This is a genomic window from Edwardsiella ictaluri ATCC 33202 (genome assembly GCF_000264785.1).
Lineage (GTDB): Bacteria > Pseudomonadota > Gammaproteobacteria > Enterobacterales > Enterobacteriaceae > Edwardsiella > Edwardsiella ictaluri.
Window position 1 is genome coordinate 25179 of record NZ_AFJI01000047.1, and the last position, 20859, is coordinate 46037.

13 protein-coding genes and 3 pseudogenes are annotated in these 20859 nt (G+C 51.5%); 3 read left to right on the plus strand and 13 right to left on the minus strand.

What is annotated here, in order from left to right; genetic code table 11:
* Positions 1 to 144: 144 nt before the first annotated feature.
* The 3 genes from EIEH_RS05945 to EIEH_RS05955 form a co-directional block, all read right to left on the minus strand.
* Entirely contained in the window at positions 145 to 921 is a 777-nt protein-coding gene (locus EIEH_RS05945; RefSeq protein ID WP_015871678.1) for a 4'-phosphopantetheinyl transferase family protein, read from the minus strand.
* Complete coding sequence (locus EIEH_RS05950; RefSeq protein ID WP_071525697.1) at positions 918 to 2819, minus strand: thioester reductase domain-containing protein; 1902 nt, start codon at positions 2817 to 2819, stop codon at positions 918 to 920. Before EIEH_RS05950 ends, EIEH_RS05945 begins: the two co-directional genes overlap by 4 nt.
* Positions 2820 to 2891: 72 nt before the next feature.
* Positions 2892 to 6959, minus strand: a complete 4068-nt coding sequence (locus EIEH_RS05955) for a non-ribosomal peptide synthetase (RefSeq protein ID WP_035609027.1) — start codon at positions 6957 to 6959, stop codon at positions 2892 to 2894.
* A gap of 289 nt (positions 6960 to 7248) precedes the next feature.
* Here EIEH_RS05955 and EIEH_RS20095 point away from each other — a divergent pair, with 289 nt between their 5' ends.
* Together EIEH_RS20095 and EIEH_RS19635 are read left to right on the plus strand one after the other, a co-directional pair.
* A complete protein-coding gene (locus tag EIEH_RS20095) occupies positions 7249 to 7383 on the plus strand; it encodes an IS1 family transposase (RefSeq protein WP_158002376.1) in 135 nt (44 codons plus the stop codon).
* A gap of 162 nt (positions 7384 to 7545) precedes the next feature.
* A pseudogene (locus EIEH_RS19635) lies at positions 7546 to 8042 on the plus strand (IS1 family transposase); the annotation flags it as partial.
* Between the two features lie 272 nt (positions 8043 to 8314).
* On the opposite strand, the pseudogene EIEH_RS18420 reads toward EIEH_RS19635, so the two are convergent.
* The 10 genes and pseudogenes from EIEH_RS18420 to EIEH_RS06010 form a co-directional block, all read right to left on the minus strand.
* Positions 8315 to 9417: pseudogene (locus EIEH_RS18420) on the minus strand (IS3 family transposase).
* A 266-nt stretch (positions 9418 to 9683) separates the two neighbouring features.
* Complete coding sequence (gene tcyN / locus EIEH_RS05970; RefSeq protein ID WP_015871686.1) at positions 9684 to 10460, minus strand: L-cystine ABC transporter ATP-binding protein TcyN; 777 nt, start codon at positions 10458 to 10460, stop codon at positions 9684 to 9686.
* A 125-nt stretch (positions 10461 to 10585) separates the two neighbouring features.
* Positions 10586 to 11104: a flagella biosynthesis regulatory protein FliZ gene (gene fliZ / locus EIEH_RS05975; protein ID WP_015871687.1), complete on the minus strand. Its 519-nt coding sequence runs from the start codon at positions 11102 to 11104 to the stop codon at positions 10586 to 10588.
* Positions 11105 to 11129: 25 nt separating this feature from the next.
* Entirely contained in the window at positions 11130 to 11852 is a 723-nt protein-coding gene (locus EIEH_RS05980; RefSeq protein ID WP_015871688.1) for an RNA polymerase sigma factor FliA, read from the minus strand.
* Positions 11853 to 12047: 195 nt separating this feature from the next.
* A complete protein-coding gene (locus tag EIEH_RS05985) occupies positions 12048 to 13118 on the minus strand; it encodes a FliC/FljB family flagellin (RefSeq protein ID WP_015871689.1) in 1071 nt (356 codons plus the stop codon).
* A 261-nt stretch (positions 13119 to 13379) separates the two neighbouring features.
* Positions 13380 to 14438, minus strand: a complete 1059-nt coding sequence (locus EIEH_RS05990) for a flagellin N-terminal helical domain-containing protein (protein WP_015871691.1) — start codon at positions 14436 to 14438, stop codon at positions 13380 to 13382.
* Positions 14439 to 14708: 270 nt separating this feature from the next.
* Positions 14709 to 15752 (minus strand): flagellin N-terminal helical domain-containing protein, encoded by a 1044-nt coding sequence (locus EIEH_RS05995; RefSeq protein ID WP_015871693.1) that lies wholly within the window; start codon positions 15750 to 15752, stop codon positions 14709 to 14711.
* A 249-nt stretch (positions 15753 to 16001) separates the two neighbouring features.
* Positions 16002 to 16569: pseudogene (locus EIEH_RS17460) on the minus strand (IS256 family transposase); the annotation flags it as partial.
* 316 nt (positions 16570 to 16885) lie between these two features.
* Complete coding sequence (locus EIEH_RS06005) at positions 16886 to 17947, minus strand: FliC/FljB family flagellin (protein ID WP_015871696.1); 1062 nt, start codon at positions 17945 to 17947, stop codon at positions 16886 to 16888.
* Positions 17948 to 18414: 467 nt separating this feature from the next.
* Positions 18415 to 18693, minus strand: coding sequence for a flagellin N-terminal helical domain-containing protein (locus EIEH_RS06010; RefSeq protein WP_015871698.1), 279 nt, complete (start codon positions 18691 to 18693; stop codon positions 18415 to 18417).
* 721 nt (positions 18694 to 19414) lie between these two features.
* Between EIEH_RS06010 and fliD the strand changes: the two genes are divergently transcribed.
* Positions 19415 to 20842: a flagellar filament capping protein FliD gene (gene fliD / locus EIEH_RS06015; RefSeq protein WP_015871700.1), complete on the plus strand. Its 1428-nt coding sequence runs from the start codon at positions 19415 to 19417 to the stop codon at positions 20840 to 20842.
* Positions 20843 to 20859: the final 17 nt, after the last annotated feature.

Genomic DNA, 20859 nt, shown 5'->3' on the forward strand with positions numbered 1-20859 from the left:
TTCCATAAACCTGGAAAACCTCTGTTGCCAAATCGATACCGATAGTTTTAACGTTCATGATGACCACGCCACTCAAGTAGTGAGGATTTATCGTCCCACTGTGGCACAGGATATAGGGGAAACCATTTCATTAACAAATTTAATTCATGCACGCATAAATGTAATAACATTATCATCCATTAACAAAAACCTTCCTTCGGTATAACGCCGGGATGGAAAAAGAGCAATCAGCTCATCCGGTATCGTCAGCGAAAACACTCCAGAGGATAGGTCAAAGGCGACAATTTTGACGCTATGAAAAATCATCGCAGCTCTTGTTTTAGGAAAAACAAGCTTATAAAAGCTCTCTTTCGCAGAAAAAACCAGCGTTAACATTTGATGAAAGTCCAGTGGTTGGGTCAGCAAAAATGCATACTCCTGAGGACTGATAATATGTCGCCATAATAGCTGTGCATCCTCAGGTGATATCAGTTTTTCAATATCTATCCCGACCATCCTGGCCTGTTCACATGGCAGAGTTACACATATCGCCATGTCACGATTATGACTGAGTGAGCCACTAATACACGTTGGCCATTGTGGGACCCCGTTCCTGTCCGGCAGCAGCTGATGGTCAAATATGTGCAACTGTGCCAGATTTATTTTTGCCAGTGCCCGCCCTGCAAGATACTCCGCCCGGCGTATAGGAAGGGCCTTATTTAGCGATGGAGGAAAACTGACACCCAGTGCCGAAAATAATCTGTCTTCATAATATTGTTTGAAGAACTGGCAGCCGATAATACCGCCATTGAGGTCGGGCAATGGAAATGGGCGGTAATCATGTAAAAAATCGGATGAGTTTACTTCAACACCCGGAGGCCCCCCGATGTTACCCGGAGTGTATTCACTTTCTCCGGGTAGATATTGGCTATTAGACATCATGCCAACTTATCCATCGGTGCCACAAGGAAGCCACTTTGCAGCCAGAAATCAGTATAAAGCCGCAACAGTTTCGGAAAATCGATGCTGTAATCAGCATCCGTAACCAGAGTGTGATCAATCTCCTCGCGGGAATAGTACCGTGGTGTCAAATAAAACGATTTGAACAGATATAACGCATTTTCACTGCCGATTTCAGGCACCCAGTGGGTAGCCCACTCATCAGCACTGACAAAACGTAAGGGATATCCCTCTTTCGCAATGCTCGTCAGCAGACTTTTCCAGGAAACCGCACACACATGTCCCAGATTAAGTGCACAGTCTGGATAGGGGTGATGAATACTGCTGGTAACCAGTAAAGACGCCAGCAGGTCTACCGGGCTGATATCAAGATGATAGCCGGGCCATTCGGGGGCAACACCTTGCTGTAAACACCCTTTAATCAGATTCAGAGTATGGTTGATCCCAACGTTAGATATGCCATTACTGGTTGATCCAGTGATATTTCCCATACGGTAAATACCGCCGTGTAGCCCTTTCGAAAAAGCTTGTGACAACAGTTGCTCGCACACCCATTTACTTTGAACGTATCCATTATTCATGGCTGGAGTATCCGCGATGGCCTGCTCCAGCAGACGGTTATCCTGCCGTGCCGCAGCAGACAGTGTCGAAACATAAAAGAACTGTTTTTGTCGTCCGGATGTACACAGCATCAGTAAATCCAGCGTACTGATGACATTTGCAGCCCGCAGTGTGCTATAGCGATGCAGGTGATTTACCCATGCACCACAGTGATAGATAGCATCAATGTTGTCTGCCAATGCCTGCCATGTTTGCCCGTTAAGACCCAGTTTTGGCTGATTGAGATCACCTTCAATCCATTTTATTCTGCGTTCGTCGAGCGTGATCTGATAGGTTTTTGCGGTGCTGCGCAAACGCGCCATCCCTTTTTTTCCTCGTCCCAGACAATATACTGTGGCATCTGGCAATTGTTGCTGTAGTGTAGCCAGCAGGTAAATACCGAGAAAACCTGTCGCACCGGTTAACAGCAGGCTGTTCAGACGAATATCAGGGGTAGAAATAAATCCCTCCAGCGCGAGCTGGCTATCCTGCAGTATCTGCTGATACTCATTATCATGAGAAAAACTCTCACCCTGAATATGTGCAGCCAACCCGGCAAGATTTTCGCAGTTAAACACGTCAGCAACGGAGAGCTGCTTCCCGGTTTTACGGCTGATTAAATCAGCCATTTTAACCACCAACAAAGAATGGCCACCGATATTGAAGAAATTATCCTCCCGGTAGTATTGAAGGTCCGTCTGTAGCAACTGCTGCCATACTTCTGCACAAAGACGCTCAGTGTCATTCTGCGGAAGTGTTTTTTGCGAACTTGCCGTATGAATATTGGGGGGTGGCAAACGTTTTTTATCTACTTTGCCGATGGGGGTTAACGGGATGGATTCAATAACCTCCAGACAAGCTGGAACCATATAAGCGGGAACATGCCGACGAAATTCTCGCAGTATATCGCTGGCAGATGCTTCACTGACGCACCAGGCAACGAGTTGCTTCTGACCATGCAACATCTGGACATCCACGATAGCCTGCGACACGATATCCAGCGCACACAGGCGATGTTCAACCTCACCCAGTTCAAGACGATATCCACGAATTTTAATCTGATAATCCAGCCGGCCAAGAAAACCCAGCGTCCCATGTTCTGTCCAGCGCACCTTGTCACCTGTTTTATACATCATCTGCGTGGCAATGCTGCCATTAGCATTTTCGTGCCAGAAGGGATTTGGGATAAAGGCTTCGTCTGTTTTTTCCGGCTTATTCAGGTAGGCTTTTGCCAGCCCCAATCCTGATGTGTACAGCTCGCCGGGAAACCCCGGTGGCAACAGGCGATGATGCTGATCGAGGACATAACAGATTGTACCGGCAATGGGACGCCCGATCGGAATGGCATCGCCCTAGCAATCCTCAATCGTGATCGGATGAAGCGTGGTAAAAGTCGTATTCTCCGTAGGGCCATAACCATTCCAGATATGGGCCGGAGGCGCATCGGAGGCCAGCACAGAACCGACGATAGCCGGGTTTAACGCATCCCCACCGATCAATAGATGCTCCAGGCAACCAAAGGAGGAGGGATCCTCACAGGCCAGCTGATTGAAAAGCGCCACCGTAAACCAGGCGTCCGTAACCTGGTATTTAGCCAGGGCTGCGGGTAATGCCTGGCTGTCGATGACGGTGTGGTAAGGAATGACTATCAGGTGAGCACCATTAAGTAATGCCCCCCAGATTTCAAGGGTTGAGGCATCAAAAGCAATATTCCCGGTCTGTGCCATCACTGCATTTTGGCGTACCTGGTACGGGGCTGCATCAACAACCAGGCGCAAGATACCCTGATGGAGAACTTCGACACCTTTAGGCTCCCCCGTCGAACCGGAGGTATACATGATATATGCAACTTCATCCGCCTGTTGCGATACCGCATATCCTGGCATCGCCTCGGTAATCGGTGCAGCCAGTAGCTCCGCAATGTCATATTCAGGACAGAACGTTTGCCGATGTCGATATTTGGACTCCGTGATCAGACAGGTAGAGGCGCAATCCTTCAGAATATAGAGCAGACGGGCATCAGGATGTGTGGGATCGAAAGGAACATATATTGCGCCATGTTTCAGAATCGCAATAATCAGGGCAATGGTATCTGCGTTACGATCGAGTGCAAATACCACGCGTTTACCGTATAAACTCCCCTCTCGTTTGTGTAGCTGCCAGGCCAATAAATCAGCTCGCGCGTTCAATTCGCGATAGCTGAATTGTGTTTCAACATCACAAACGGCTGGCGCATCAGGGCGGATTTGAACCTGTTGATTAAAAAATGTCAGTAGCGATGTCGTATGTTTTGCCCTAATTTCTGGGTTCCAAGAGAGTAACTGCTGGCGACGCATCTCATTGCCAATATCCATGGCATTGGCTACAGACTGGTGAAGATGCTCCGTCATAGTGATCAGAATCTGCTGATAATAATCCAACACACTTTTCATTAATGCTTCAGGCCAGATCCCCTCGCGGAAGGACGCTTCCAAGCGCAGCTCGCCATTAGGCTCAGGAACAATATTGAAAAGCAGGTCGCATTTCGCCTGTTCTTCCGGCAATGGGTAAGGTAGCGCGTGACAGCCTGTCAGCTGTAGCCCTTTACCATCGCCACCTTCAGTATTTTGCAGTACTAATAGTACTGAACACAGGGGATGCTGATGACCATCTGAGGGAATACCACTCTGGGCAAGTACATCGCTTAAAGGCGCGGCGCCATGCCGGAATCCTTCAGTAATCAGGGTATGGTTATTTTTCAGCCACTGCATCAGTGGGCGCTCAGGATCAACCTGCATTCTCATAACCAACGTATTAACGAAGAAACCAATCTGTTCGGCCACTTCAGGGTACTGGCGGTTTGCCCAGATACTGGATATCTGAATATCCTGCTGGTTGCAAAGGCGCGATAGCAGAATCGCCAGTGCTGAGCAGGTAATGTTGAACAGGCCTGTATTGCATTGGATAGCGACTTCGTTGAGCTGGCGGTGAAGCGCAGCAGGGATTTGTTTACTGCGTGTGATTGCCCTTCCTGTTGGCTTACCCCTGAGTGGAAGTTGCTGAGGCGTTACCCCTTCCAGTTGTCGCTGCCACCAGGCCAGATCAGCCGAGTGATCCAACCTCTGCTGCCAGGCACAATAATCGATAAATTGGTAATCCAGTGCAGGAAGTTCGTCATCCTGAGCGTAGAGGGATGAAAGCTCACGGAAAAAAACGCCCATTGACCAGCCATCTGTAATAATATGGTGAATATTAATAAACAGTACCCAGCGGCTATGAGCTACGCGATAGAGCACCATACGCAGTAATGGATCATTCCCAAAGGTGAACGGCCGTTGAACCTCCTGACGCAGTATCTCCTGCAGCGTATCTTCATCCTTTACTTCATCCATAATCAGCTGGGGGGACATTTCTGCCACTTGCTGCCAAGGCGTCCCTTCCGTGTTGAAAATACGCGAGCGCAGGCTTTGATGGCGCTGGCAGAGCGAATCCAGCGCTTGCGCCAGCCGCTCGGGATGAAGTTCACCTGAAAGTTGAAACACCAGGGGAATAGAGTAGTGGGGTAATTGTGGCTCACGATTGCAAATCAACCACAAACGAAGCTGTTCGTTTGTGAGCGCGATTTTTTCCCCGTAACCAACCCGGTTGAGTGTGATAACGCCGCAGCTTTCTGGCAGCGTATCGATATACTCAGCCATGTCGCTCAACGAAGAAAGATTGAATAGTTCAGTTAATGAAACACGTTTATTCAGGCCTGTTTGAATTTTTTGCTTGAGTTTAACAATCAGCAGTGAATGCCCACCAAGAGAAGAGAAGTTATCCTCACGGCCAACGGGATGTGGTAAAGAGAGCAACTGCTGCCAGGTCTTACTTAGCCAAATTTCTGTGGCCGTCTGCGGCGGTGTGGCCTGATGATTGTTGAACTGAGGCGCAGGAAGACTACGTTTGTCAATTTTACCGTTTGCCGTTACGGGGAAGCTTTCTACCACCTGAAGATAAGAAGGCACCATATATGCCGGAACCTGCTGGCGGAATAGTTGCAGAATCTCGTTAGCATTCCGGGAGCTTTTACACCATGCAGCCAGTTTTTTCTGCCCCTGATGTTCCACAACCGTCACAACAGCCAGATCCACATCAGCGAGTTGGCACAGCTGAAACTCCACCTCTCCAGGTTCCAGACGGAATCCGCGAATTTTTACCTGGTTATCCACCCGCCCCAGAAAATCCAAAGTGCCATCTGCAAGCATCTTCACGCGATCGCCGGTTTTATACATCCATGCGCTTGCGGATTGCAGGTTCTGGCATTTCTCTAGCTTATAGTAAGGATTAGGGAAAAATGCCTCAGCGGTTTTTTCCGGCTTGTTCAGATATCCGGTCGCCAACCCGGCCCCACTGGTATATAGCTCCCCCTCCTCTCCCGGTATAACAGGCTGACGATCCGCATCGAGCACATAGCAGTGCGTTCCCGCTATCGGTATTCCAATTGGAATACTACTCCGCGTTGAGTCTTCCAGCGTAATTCGGTGCAACGTAGTAAATACCGTATTTTCTGTCGGACCATAGCCATTCCACAGTGCACCAGGCGGTGTATCAGAACAGAGTACGGCATGGACCAATTTGGGGTTTAGCGCATCCCCACCGATTAAGACATTGTTTAACGAACCAAACACACCAGGGTTTTCCATCACCAGCAGGTTAAAGAGTGCCACGGTAAACCAAGCATCAGTGATTGTTTCGACGCACAGAAACGTCGCCAATGCATCACTATCAATCACGGTCTCATAAGGCGTAATAACCAGCGTAGCACCGTTAAGCAGCGCCCCCCAGATTTCAAACGTTGACGCATCAAAAGCGATATTCCCAGATTGCGCAATAATGGCATCAGATGAAAACTGGAATGGTTTGGCATCAAGCACCAGACGAAGGATTCCTTTCTGTGAAATGACGACACCCTTGGGATTTCCGGTCGAGCCGGAGGTGTACATAATATAAACCGCCTCCAGATTCGATACTCCTGGAAAATCAGGAGATACTTCCGCTGTGGGCAGCGGGATGTCCTCAACATATATTTCAAGGTAACCATCTTGCCTTTTTGCATCTTTCTTGCTGGTGATAACCAATGCGGGCCGACAGTCATCAAGCATATATTGCAAGCGTTCGTCAGGATTTTTTGGATCAAAGGGAACATATGTAAAACCAAGCTTCACGCAAGCAAGAATCACGCCAATAGTAAGTTCGCTGCGCTCGAGGCAAATTAATATTGACGTGGACTTATCATGACCAGGTTTTCTTTGCCAGATATAACTGGCAATATTTGTTGATAATTCATCAAGCTGCCTATAGGTTGTTTGCTTTCCATTGTGTTTTATCGCCACTTTATCTGGTGTATTTTTAACATGAATTGTAAATGCTGAAATTAATGTTCTATCTAACATAGTCATATGTAAAATATCCACTTATGGTATGCAACAGCAATGAAGACATTGATTTTACTTAATGCCAAGTGCCTTGCAGGTGAGCTCAACAGACGCACCGCATAAATTACGCGTTACTGTTTGTAACTAAGTTCTATCTTTTTCACATATATCCAACTCTACAGTAAGTCATTAAAGAAATATTAAAGATGAAATATACACACATTCATTTACAAAAAGACTTAATTCACATACGCGCAGACAACCGCTCAAATAATTAGCTTGATAATATTTTGTCATCATTTGATGTTTGCTCGTGGCGACTGTTGCTGTTCAATGCCTTTACTGCTATTCAGATGAAATTTATCGACATGGCCTCAACCCGACTCAACGCGGGAGCCTCCGTTATCAGTATTGCCGCCAACCTACCGCTATGAAGCGGTGTTGTTGAATCAATAGACTTATACTGTCAGCTCAATGTAGTGGCTAACCTCAGCGACGAAAATTCATGTAGTTGGGACGTGTAGGGATACACGCCTCCTGAAACGCTTAGCTTTTTCCACCGAATATAGCGACAGCAAACAATATGATCCATTATTAATCAACAAATTCCCGTGATACCGTCAGAATGCTGAAAACGGGTATCAATACGGCCATACGGACTTTAAAAAACTCTCGCCCCGCCAAATAACCTCATCTCCCGTTACTCACTTTGATGTTGCTTTTATCTGTGAATTCGATAAGCAGTGGAACTTCGTTGGCAATAAGGCGCGCTGATACGCATAGAGCAAAAAACGGGCAGTATACTGGCCTACTGCTTCGGGCCGTCTCCGATAAGATACGTCGGGAGTTGCCCCCCTGCTGACGCCATTCTGTATCGGCATGATGGGTAGCGACAACTGGAGCAACTATGCCAAAGAGGTGCTGAAGAAAAAACATCTGACGTCAATATTTTTACGCAACGCAACACAACGAGCGTAATAACCTGACACTCAGAAAGCGCGTCAAGAGACTGGCACGTAAAACAATTTACTTCTCACGCGCCGTCGGGACTCACAAAAAGTCATCGGCGCCTTTATCGAAAACATACATTCTATTAATTTGAGTTAATTCCACATGTTTTCTATATTAAAACTATAACCCTTATTTTTCCCTGTCAAATCTTTCTCATTCTTTTATTCAAAAAAACGATAGTGCTGTATTTTTTTCAAAAACACGCAGTTCCTCCATTATTAATTTCAGTGATCGATTTTATAAAATCCTCTACAGAAAAATAACTATGCTTCCAATCAGTTAAGATAAACTCTTTCGATAAAAACACCGATAATTTTTGAACCGCTCCCTATATGGTGTGGTCCATTCATAATCTGGAATAACCGGCCTCATTCTGGCTGCATATTCTGGCAACCGGCCGATTTTTCAGCCAACGCTGAGGGGGTCATCCAGCCCGGTTCACAATGGGGACGACGCTGGTTATCGTGTATGCGCCAGGCCTCGATTTTGCGCCGTTCATCCACCAGAGAGGTGAACCCGTTTTTATTCAGGCACGCCTGCCTTAACCTGCCGTTGAAGGACCCACTGCTGCGTTGTCCGTCGGTGTTCCTTGGCGGGAGAAGCCGATCCCTCTTTCATACACCCCTCTGTCTAATATTTTCCCCGCAAATTCAGAACCATTATCGGCTTTCAGCACCTGCGGTAAAGGACGCCTGGGCGCTATGCTGTCCAGCATTCCGCCCACCTCTGTCGGACGCAGATGCTGTCTCACGCCTATCCCCAGCCATTCGCGGGTGTAGAGGTCGAAATCGTCAACGGTCGCAGCCCTCGCCCGTCAAACAATGCATCAGAGACAAAATCCATGCCCCAAATCTGGTTTGGGGACAGGCCATGAGGCTGCGGCTGCCGCCGCTGGGCTGATTTATGGCGGCGTGGCCGTTGAGGCGCCGCGACAGCCCCTGCTCACGGTAGAGGCGATAGATCCGTGTGCGATTATCATGCCATCCCTCACGCCGGAGCATCCGGTGTACCCGGTGATCTCCGCAGTGAATTCGCGTTTCGGTGCTCTCCCGGATACGCAGGCGCAGTGCACTGTCATCGGCAGCAACGGAACGATACCTGAACGAACTACGGCTGACCCGCAGTGCAAAACAGACCTGTCTTGCGCTGGCCCCCTATCGGCGCTGTCAATCCCTGATCCATTCGCACAGAGGTGCCCGTGTCAGCCCTTTTTTGCCAATACCCCCTGCAGCATCGCCTTGTCGGGGCTGAGATCAATAGCCAGCCTCCCTCTTCAGCCGTAGATTTTCCTCTGCCCGTTGCCGCATAGGTTTGAGTTCAGAGGGGGATATTCCGCCGTATCTCTTTCGTCAGGTGTAAAAGTGGCGTCGGAGATACCCAGCTTGCGGCAGACATCCGGCACGGGCGTATCCAGCTCAGTCTGCTTCAGGGCAAAGATAATCTGCCCTTCGGTGGATCGTGACTTTTTCATCGGCGCCACCTCCGTTCAGGAGCGTGTTTATCATGCCGGAATGCTGTTTCTGCATGGCGCAGGATTTTCGGGCAGGGTCAACATCAATACGGCGCCGGGATGCGTACGGCGATTCCTGCGTTGGATAGAGGGTAGCTCAGCCCTGACAGTGGACTAAAGGGGTACGGACTGGTGTCTCAAGCGTCTCCGGCGCGCAGCGCACGGCCCAACGGGCTGATAAGGCTCCCCCTGGGGGCCAGGCAGAATGAAGAGCAGCAGCGCACGGTCTAGATTTCAAACTCAGGTGCCATTATCTCCTCCAGATACTGGGCGAGGAACTGGCGGGTGCGTGGATGGCGGGGACGGCTGAATAGGATCCCGGATGGCCCCTGCTCTACGATACGGCCGCCATCCATAAAGATCACCCGCTGCGCCACGTCGCGGGCAAAGCGCATTTCATGGGTGACGATCACCATGGTGCGCTGCTCCTGCGCCAGGCCGCGCAAGGTGGCGAGCACCTCGCCCACCAGCTCCGGATCCAGCGCCGAGGTGGGCTCATCAAACAGCAGAACCTGCGGCTGCATGGCCAGCGCCCGGGCGATGGCCACCCGCTGCTGCTGACCGCCAGATAGCCTTTTGGGATAAGAATCAGCCTTATCGGCCAGTCCGACCCGCGCCAGCAGTGCCCGTCCCTGACGCTCGGCCTCTGCGGGCGCAACTCCGTTAACCACCCGCGGCCCTTCGGTCACGTTCTCCAGCGCCGTAAGATGTGGAAACAGATTGAAGTTCTGAAACACAAACCCAACCTGACGGCGTAGACGACGGATCTGCGCCTTCTGACGCACCAGCGGGCGATTGGCGTCCACGCTGATATCACCGACCCGCAGGATCCCCGCGTCCGGCGTCTCCAACAGATTAATGCAGCGCAGCAGGGTACTCTTGCCCGAACCGCTCGGCCCGATGATCGCAACCACCTCGCCCGGCTGCACGCACAGATCGATACCGTGCAGGACCTGCTGATGGTGAAAGGATTTCACCAACTGTGTCAGTTCGATGGCACTCACACTCTTCTCTCCCCCTCCGCGCCGTACGCCGACGCTCCGTGCCGTCACTGTAGCAAGGCGTGACAGTATGGAAAGGAATAAAAGGTAATATGCTAATAATTTTAGGAAATAACTGACATCGGGCGTCAGGCCGTCTGTGCGAACTGAAGATACTGCTGATACTTGCGCAGCGCGATACGATAGTTGTTCTGGCTGCACCGGGGCAGCCCCGCCAGCCAGCGTTCGGACAGATCGTCCAGCGCCATCGACGGCGGCGCATGACACGTCAGCAGCCCGTCCAGACGCCGCAGACGCACCACATATTCGCGGATGCTGCTGTGACGCATATCGGTCTGCTCACACAGATACTGTTTAAACCCCATGATATCAAAACGGCTGCAGTGCGCATGGCAATAGACATCGCTACAGAAGCGGCACAGTGCCAGCAGTCCCTGCTGCAGAGCGGCCCAGCCGACGTCGTCGATCAGCCGCTCCATCTGGGTCTGACGGTCACGGTTCAGCAATACGCCATCCAGAACCAGGGAGATACGATCCAGCGGGCGCCCACAGTGCGAACACTGATACTGCGCATGTTTAAAGTCTTTCAGGTAGCGGCTCAGTGGCCGGTGTCTGTTATCAGACGGAGAAATGGATGATTCGGGCATGTCCGATACTCGGGCAAAACGCAGCTCAGCGCTGGCTGAGCAGACGGGTGCGCAGGCGTTTAATCGCCTGGCTGTGCAGCTGACTGACGCGCGATTCACCGACCTCCAGCACCGCGCCGATCTCCTTGAGGTTAAGCTCTTCCTGGTAGTACAGGGTCAGCACCAGCTTTTCACGCTCCGGCAATGCCTCGATAGCGGCGATCACCCGGCCACGCAGATCGCTTTCCAGCAGCTGGTGCAATGGGTTGGACTCTTCGCTCTGCTCAACGACCGGCTCAGCACTGTCACCATGCTCCTCACGCCACTCGTCATAGGAAAACAGCTGACTGGTGTTGGTATCCAGCAGGATTTGCTGATACTCGGCCAGCGAAATCCCCATTTCCTGGGCAATCTCACTGTCACCCGGCACCCGTCCCAGACGCTGCTCGGCGCGCTGCATGGCGGCCGATACCCCACGGGCATTCCGCCGCACACTGCGCGGCACCCAGTCGCGGCTACGCAGTTCGTCCAGCATCGCACCGCGGATACGCTGAATGGCATAGGTGGTAAATGCAGTCCCCTGCATAGCGTCATAGCGCTCGACCGCATGCAGCAGCCCGATGCCGCCCGCCTGCAGCAAATCGTCCAGCTCTACGCTGGCCGGAAGGCGAACCTGCAGACGCAGCGCCTCATGACGAACCAGTGGCGCATAGCGCTGCCATAACGTATTTTTGTCAATCACGCCTTCGGCGGTATACAAATCAGTCACGTCGACAGAACCCGGGTTGATGGATGCCCGTTTATTATCCCGTCTCTGTTGCAATCCAATGCTGCGATAACTCGGTAAAAACGGGGCCTTTTAGCCGCTTTGCTCCAGGTGAAGCCAATCGGCCATATACACTGGATACAAAAAAACCCCGCCATGGCGGGGTTTGACAGAAACGTGTAACGTCTCCGGCCGGGATTAACGCAGCAGGGAGAGCACGTTCTGGGTAGACTGGTTAGCCTTGGCCAGCACTGCAGTACCGGCCTGCTGCAGGATCTGCGCACGGCTCATATCAGAAACCTCGGTCGCGTAGTCAGCATCCTGAATACGGGAGCGGGAGGCGGACAGGTTGGTGACGGTGCTATCCAGGTTGCTGATAACAGAATCGAAACGGTTCTGTACCGCACCCAGGCCGCTGCGCAGTTTGTCTACCTGAGCCAGTGCTGAATCCACATCAGCCAGCGGAGTCTGAATATCTTTGGTGACATCTTTATCAGCCGCAACAGTAACTTTGGTTGCATCTTTTGCATCGACAGTAAATTTGACAGAGCTGTAGGTTACCTTACCGGTTGCTGCATCAACACCCTTCAGATAATAGGTTGCAGCACCGGTAGCATCGGTACCGGAAACCAGAGTCTGACCTTTAGTCAGCTCCAAAGAGCCGGTAGCCGCTTTACCTGCGTTGGTATAATTAATAGAGGTACCGGCCTCAATTGCGCTGCCTACACGGTTTTTATTGTTAGTAACATCGAAGGTATTCAGCTTCAGGGTCGTTGCATCAATCTTGCTCAGATTGATCCCGATGGTCTGGCCATCGTCAGCACCAACCTGAATGGTCAGGGTCTGATCCTTGCTCAGGACTTTCACACCGTTAAAGTCGGTCTGGGCAGAGATACGGTTGATTTCATCCAGACGCTGGGTGATTTCATCCTGGATGGACTGCAGATCGCTCTCAGAGTTGGAGCCGTTTTGTGCCTGAACGGTCAGACGACGGATGTTCTGCAGGTTATCGTTGACTTCATTCAGGGCACCTTCAGTGGTCTGTGCCAGAGAGATACCGTCGTTGGCGTTGCGGGAAGCCTGGGTCAGGCCGTTGATGTTGGCGGTAAAGCGGTTGGCGATCGCCTGACCGGCGGCATCATCCTTGGCGCTGTTGATACGCAGACCGGAAGAGAGACGCTCAATGGCGGTACCCAGGGCAGACTGGGATTTGTTCAGATTGTTCTGTGCCTGCAGGGACAGAATATTGGTATTGATAACTTGTGCCATGATAGAAATCCTTAATGAAATACTGTACGACGCATTTGTTTGCGATTTTTACTATCGGCACCCATAGTGAAAACTTTAATAAAGATTATCTTTTTTTCTCAGACCATCACTAATATATTCAGCTGGTTATATAAACTTTATTCATACACCATGCCGTCTGCTTATCAAACAGACATGAATGAGTCATATTAATGGAAAAACCGCCCGAAGGCGGTTTTTCCATTACTGCGGACAGCGCCTGCACCGGGCAGGCCTCTATCATTAACGCAGCAGGGAGAGCACGTTCTGGGTAGACTGGTTAGCCTTGGCCAGTACCGCGGTACCGGCCTGCTGCAGGATCTGCGCACGGCTCATGTCAGAAACCTCGGTCGCGTAGTCAGCATCCTGAATACGGGAACGGGAGGCGGACAGGTTGGTCACGGTGCTATCCAGGTTGCTGATAACAGAATCGAAACGGTTCTGTACCGCACCCAGACCACTGCGCAGATCATCAACCTGAGACAGGGCCTTATCCAGAGTTGCCAGCGGGGTCTGCAGATCAGTAACTGCCGCCCCGGCCTTCACGGTTCCATCGGCACCAATGCTAGCCTCGGTATAGGTTGCGGCACCCTTGGCATCAACAGTCTTGATGTAGTAGCCGGCCTGACCATCTTTGCTGGTCCCGGAAACCAAAGACGTTGTCGCACCACCGGTACCTGCTGCCGGTGCCTTCACAGCCACCATTTTACCGCCGACTGTTGCCGGAACCATGGTACCAGCGGCAACGGCATCGCCCACACGGGTGCCCTTGGTCATCACACTAAAGGTGCTCAGACCCAGTTTCCCCGCATCAATTTGACGCAGATTGATCCCGATGGTCTGGCCATCGTCAGCACCAACCTGAATGGTCAGGGTCTGATCCTTGCTCAGGACCTTAACACCGTTAAAGTCGGTCTGGGCAGAGATACGGTTGATTTCATCCAGACGCTGGGTGATTTCATCCTGGATGGACTGCAGGTCGCTCTCAGAGTTGGAGCCGTTCTGTGCCTGAACGGTCAGACGACGGATGTTCTGCAGGTTATCGTTGACTTCGTTCAGGGCACCTTCAGTGGTCTGTGCCAGAGAGATACCGTCGTTGGCGTTGCGGGAGGCCTGGGTCAGGCCGTTGATGTTGGCGGTAAAACGGTTGGCGATGGCCTGACCGGCAGCATCATCTTTGGCGCTGTTGATACGCAGACCAGAAGACAGACGCTCAATGGCGGTGCCCAGGGCTGACTGAGATTTGTTCAGGTTGTTCTGTGCCTGCAGGGACAGAATATTGGTATTGATGACTTGCGCCATGATGAAAATCCTTAATAAATGGTACTTGCTTGTTTATACCCTCCTACTATCGGCAGCATTGATCAAAACTTTATTAAAATTCTCTATTTTTTTAAATCAATGTCATTCCATTCATTCTGTTACAGAATGTTTTAGAGATACGGCCGCGCTTTTATCCACTTCAAACCAGCCCCCTGCTGAGCTGGGAGTGTTCAACAGACAATAAAAAACCGCCCGAAGGCGGTTTTTCCATTACTGCGGACAGCGCCTGCACCGGGCAGGCCTCTATCATTAACGCAGCAGGGAGAGCACGTTCTGGGTAGACTGGTTAGCCTTGGCCAGTACTGCGGTACCGGCCTGCTGCAGGATCTGTGCACGGCTCATGTCAGAAACCTCGGTCGCGTAGTCAGCATCCTGAATACGGGAGCGGGAGGCGGACAGGTTGGTGACGGTGCTATCCAGGTTGCTGATAACAGAATCGAAACGGTTCTGTACCGCACCCAGGCCGCTGCGCAGGTCATCAACCTGAGACAGCGCTTTATCCAGGGTTGCCAGCGGGGTCTGCAGGTCTGTGACCGGCTTTCCTACTGCTACACTGCCATCAGCGCCAATGGTAGCCGAGGTATAGCTTACGACACCGGTTTTGGCATCCGTGTTTTTAATATAATAACCGGCCTGCCCCGCTGCACTTGTCCCGGAAACCAGGGTGCCTGCTGCTGGAGCCTTAACAGCAACCATTTTACCGCCCGCTGTCGGGGTAACCATGGTACCAACAGAAACGGCGTCACCTACACGGGTGCCCTTGGTCATTACGCTAAAGGAGCTCAGACCCAAGGTGCCCGCATCCATCTTGCGCAGATTGATCCCGATGGTCTGGCCATCATCAGCACCAACCTGAATAGTCAAACTCTGATCCTTGCTCAGGACTTTCACACCGTTAAAGTCGGTCTGGGCAGAGATACGGTTGATTTCATCCAGACGCTGGGTGATTTCATCCTGAATGGACTGCAGATCGCTCTCAGAGTTGGTACCGTTCTGCGCCTGAACGGCCAGACGGCGGATGTTCTGCAGGTTATCGTTGACTTCGTTCAGGGCACCTTCAGTGGTCTGCGCCAGAGAGATACCGTCGTTGGCGTTGCGGGATGCCTGGGTCAGACCGTTGATGTTGGCGGTAAAGCGGTTGGCGATCGCCTGACCGGCGGCATCGTCCTTGGCGCTGTTGATACGCAGACCGGAAGAGAGCCGCTCAATGGCGGTGCCCAGGGCTGACTGGGATTTGTTCAGGTTATTCTGTGCTTCCAGAGATAAAATGTTGGTATTAATGACTAGTGCCATGATAAAAATCCTCAACTGGATATAACATATGACTGATACTCATCTACTATCGGCACCTGCGTTAAAAGCTTTAGCGTTTTTGGCACATTTCCTGATAATGACATATCCCCGCCGCCTTTAAGACCTTTAAGGTCTGACGGATGACCGGTATGAAATGCCGGCGTGGCCCCCCATCACTGTTAGTGAACCATGGGACACAAGCCGAGAAGCAATACAGGGACAGAAACGCAGGAATGGAATAATAGAATGGAAGGCCAGCCAGAACGTTTTGGCTTCTGACTCACCGATACCCATCCCGATAATCTCCCGGCGACCGTCCGGGCTGACCGCGCAGGCGATTATTACCACCACGCTGACCACCCTCCCGTTCTTGCGCACCTTCACGTAGGTCGCATTCAGCCACAGGTAGGGCCACTCCCCTTCCCGCGGCCGCTGCAGGAACGCCTGCACACGCTCGTCGATGCCGCGGCAGAGGGATGACACCTAGCTTCGGGAGATACCGCTCATCCCCATCGGCTGGACCAGTCGCGTCAACCTTGCGGGTCGAGACGCCGTTTATCCATGCCTCCCGGATAACCGCGTTGAGCGCCTTCTCCGACAGCCTGCGGGCGTCGGGGAAGGGCGGGAAGTCGGTACCTTCACGCAGCGTCGGGATACGCAGGTCCAGCGTGCCGAGGCGGGTGTTGTACTGACGGTCACAGTAACCGTTGCGGTAGGTCTCACGCCCATCGCTGCGCTCGTGAGGCTCTGCGTTGATGCGCTGAGTGACGTCAGCTTCCATGATGCGGTTGAGCATAAACGCGGTGAGTCTGCGCAGAAAACCCTTACCGCCAAGTTACAACAGGGTGTTGCTGAATGTCATGCTGTTGTCAGCCATCGGTTGACGCCTTCTAAGATAATTGTCTGATTAACCATTACCTTACCGGATAACCCGATGGCTCTCACCATCCTTCCGAATTTACACCACGCTCTAAGACTCTACCGGCGGCAATAAAAAACGGCCCAAAACAGGGCCGTTCGACGCTCGAGACCATATCCCATTCACCCCATACACGCTTAAGTGAATGGCACTTACCCGGAGGTGGCTGCGATATCGCGCGGTGCTGCACCTGCTCTAGGCAGGCTGCTGCCCATCAGCGCAGCAGGGTCAGTACATTCTGGGTGGACTGGTTGGCCTTGGCCAGTACCGCGGTACCGGCCTGCTGCAGGATCTGCGCACGGCTCATGTCAGAAACCTCGGTCGCGTAGTCAGCATCCTGAATACGGGAGCGGGAAGCAGTCAGGTTGGTGACGGTGCTGTCCAGGTTACTGATAACGGAGTCGAAACGGTTCTGTACCGCACCCAGGCCGCTGCGCAGGTCATCAACCTGAGACAGCGCTTTATCCAGGGTTGCCAGCGGGGTCTGCAGGTCAGTCACTTTAGTGCCTGCAGTTACAACGCCTTTATCATCAATGGTCGCTGTGGTGTAAGTTGCCACACCCGTTGAATCGTTAACGGTTTTAATATAGTAACCGGCCTGCCCCGCGGCACTTGTTCCGGAAACCAGGGAAGCCGTTGACCCTTTAGCAGCCGTAGGCACTGCCTGAACGGCAACCATTTTGCCGCCCGCTGTCGGGGTAACCATGGTACCAACAGAAACGGTATCACCCACACGGGTGCCCTTGGTCATTACGCTAAAGGAGTTCAGCCCCAGAGTGCCCACATCCATATTGCGCAGATTGATCCCGATGGTCTGGCCATCGTCAGCACCAACCTGAATAGTCAGGCTCTGATCCTTGCTCAGGACCTTGACACCGTTAAAGTCGGTCTGGGCAGAGATACGGTTGATTTCATCCAGACGCTGGGTGATTTCATCCTGGATGGACTGCAGGTCGCTCTCAGAGTTGGTGCCGTTCTGCGCCTGAACGGTCAGACGACGGATGTTCTGCAGGTTATCGTTGACTTCGTTCAGGGCGCCTTCAGTGGTCTGTGCCAGAGAGATACCGTCGTTGGCGTTGCGGGAGGCCTGGGTCAGGCCGTTGATGTTGGCAGTAAAACGGTTGGCGATGGCCTGACCGGCAGCATCATCCTTGGCGCTGTTGATACGCAGGCCGGAAGAGAGACGCTCAATGGCGGTGCCCAGAGCTGACTGGGATTTGTTCAGATTGTTCTGTGCTTCCAGGGACAGAATATTGGTGTTAATAACTAGTGCCATGATAAAAATCCTCAACTGGATATAACATCATATAACATCTAACTGATACCTCTTTTACTATCGACACCTACCGTAAAAACTTTAACGTATCTGGCACACTTTCTGCTGATCAGACCTCTCCGCCATCCATCTCACCGACTCTCCTTCAGACCCACGAATAAAACCAAGAGCCGAAAATCCAGATCCCCCCAAAGATCGTCTGGCTGATTACCGGTATGAAGATCCGCTGCGATCATGTCATCACTTATGGCTGCCATGGAGCAAGACGGGTATCAATATAGAGAGAAAGAGAAACCAGAATGTGCAGCGGTTCATCCTGCCGGGAAAGCGGCCCTAAGAAAGGACATTCGGCGCGCAAAGCTCTATCCCGTTCACCCTGCAATCTCTTCAGTGAACGTATTTTCCCGAAGGCGGTTATTTATATCGCTACGGACAATGCCTGCACCAGGCAGGCGACTACCATTAACTCAGCAGGGACAGTACGTCCTGAATAGGCCGGTTGGTCTTAGCCAGTAGCGCGGTACCGGCCTGGTAATATCAAAGGTATTCATCTTCAGGGTCGTTACATCAATCTTGCTCAGACAGATACCGACGCTCTGATCCTTGCTCAGGATCTTCACACCGTTAAAGCCGGTCTGGGCAGAGATAGAGATACGGTTGATTTCATCCAGACGCTGGGGGATTTCATCCTGGATGGACGGCAGATCGCTCTCAGAGTTGGAGCCGTTCTGTGCCAGCAGGGACAAAATATTGGTATTGATAAACTCAGATCCTATCCCATTAGGCTATTTGATTTGCCATTTCGGTCCGGGGCTGTGCTCACCATCCTCACGTACTGCGTGTACGCTCCGGTTGTTGCGCGCTGTCCGTGTCCAAACGGGCTGCAACAATATATTCTTGCTGAGATAGGCTCTTATGCCATAAGTAAAATCCTTGCCTTAAATATCGCTGACTAATTAAGGAGAATACCGTGCCCCTACGCCACATATATTGGGCGCATACCGATCATGTCGATTACCGCCTGGTGTGCACACGGATAACGCCACCTACAGGCGTGAACAGCAATGCTACCGGTATGGCCAATACAAATTTTAATGTATTTTTTTATTACGGCAGCAAAAGCTACACCTCCTGATATGTCACCGCTGAATGGATAAACATTGGGCTGGTATCAACAAGCAGGTATCAATCAGTGCAGTAGCGCTTGAGTCTCTCGTCTCTACCCAAAAACTTTCAACACAGTTGCCTTCCGACAAGCCATGGTCTCCCGACAAAATGTGCCGTTTATATCTTGCGACCCCGGATACATGACACAAAATGACACACCTCTCACAATCAATCGGTGAAAAAGCCCCCTTTTTTTTGTCTCTTATTGCCCCATCGCTTTTTACCATTTATCTGTAAACTTTTATCAGAAAGAGCCGATAACTCACATCAGTGTACTCGTGATAAAGAAAGGAAATACGCATGGCAACCATTTCATCACTGGGGATCGGCTCTGGCCTCGACCTAAACTCTCTGCTGACCAAAATGACCAAGCTCGAACAGCAGCAGTTAACTCCCTATAAAAACCAGCAGGTCAGCTATCAGTCCAAGCTGACAGCCTACGGTACCCTGAAAGGCGCATTGGAAAAGTTTGATGATGTAAGCAAGGATCTGGCCAAACTTGATACCTTTACCATTACCAAGGCCAGTACGCACGACCAGTTCAACGTCACCACCACCTCCAACGCCATACCGGGGAATTACTCCATCAGTATTTCCCAGCTGGCCCAGGCCCAAAGCCTGACCGCCCAGACCCATGCCGACAGCCAGACCAGTGCACAGGGAACGCCCGGAGCCAGTAGCCGTGAACTCACCATCAGTGTGGGAACCCCGCCCAAAGAGACCCGGATCGCACTTGCTGATGATCAGACCTCACTGCGTGGCATGCGGGATGCCATCAATAAGTCTGGCGCCAATGTTAAGGCCAGTATCATCCAGATCTCCGACAAGGAATATACCCTTTCCATTACCGCCAATAAGACCGGTAAGAGCAGTAATATCAAGCTGAACGTCAGCGGTGACAGCAAACTGGCCGGTATGCTGAACTATAACGGTACCGAGCCTGCCAATAAAACGGGCATGAAAGGAACCGTGCAGGGGCAGGATGCCGAACTGACGCTTAACGGAATTCCAATCACCCGCAGCAGCAACCAGATAACCGACGTTCCCCAGGGCGTTACCCTGGAGCTGAAAACGACAACGCCTAAAGGCAGCCCGCAGAATCTGGTGATCAGCAGTGACGGTGATGGCGTCAGCAAAAAAATTCATGAATGGGCTGACAGCTATAACTCGCTCATCGATACCTTTCAGGCGCTGACCAAATTCACCCCGGTAAAACAGGGGCAGGCACCGGCCTTTAACAATGGACCTCTGTTGGGTGACAGCACTCTGCGGGCCATCCAGTCCAGCATTAAAGGTGCTCTGAGCTCCGAGCAAAACAACCGAAACATCAAGGGTATCGGTAACCTGGGCATCAATACTGATCCGCTCACCGGTAAACTGAGCATCGATGATAAAAAGCTGAAACACGTTATTGATGAGTATCCGGGACAGGTCCAGAACCTCTTTATCGGTAACGGTAAGGATACCGGGATTGCCAATATGGTACACAAGGAAATCCGGGACTATGTCAAAAGCAACGGCGTCCTCGACTCAACCACCAGGAGTATCAACAACAGCCTGCAGAGTCTGAGTAACCAGATCGACAGCATTAACCAGAATATTGATGCCACGATCAGCCGTTATAAAGCGCAGTTTGTCCATCTGGATACCCTGATGTCCAAACTCAACGGCACCAGCTCTTACCTGACCCAACAATTCAGTGCGATGAATAAATCATCAGATAAATAGAAAAGGTAACCACGACC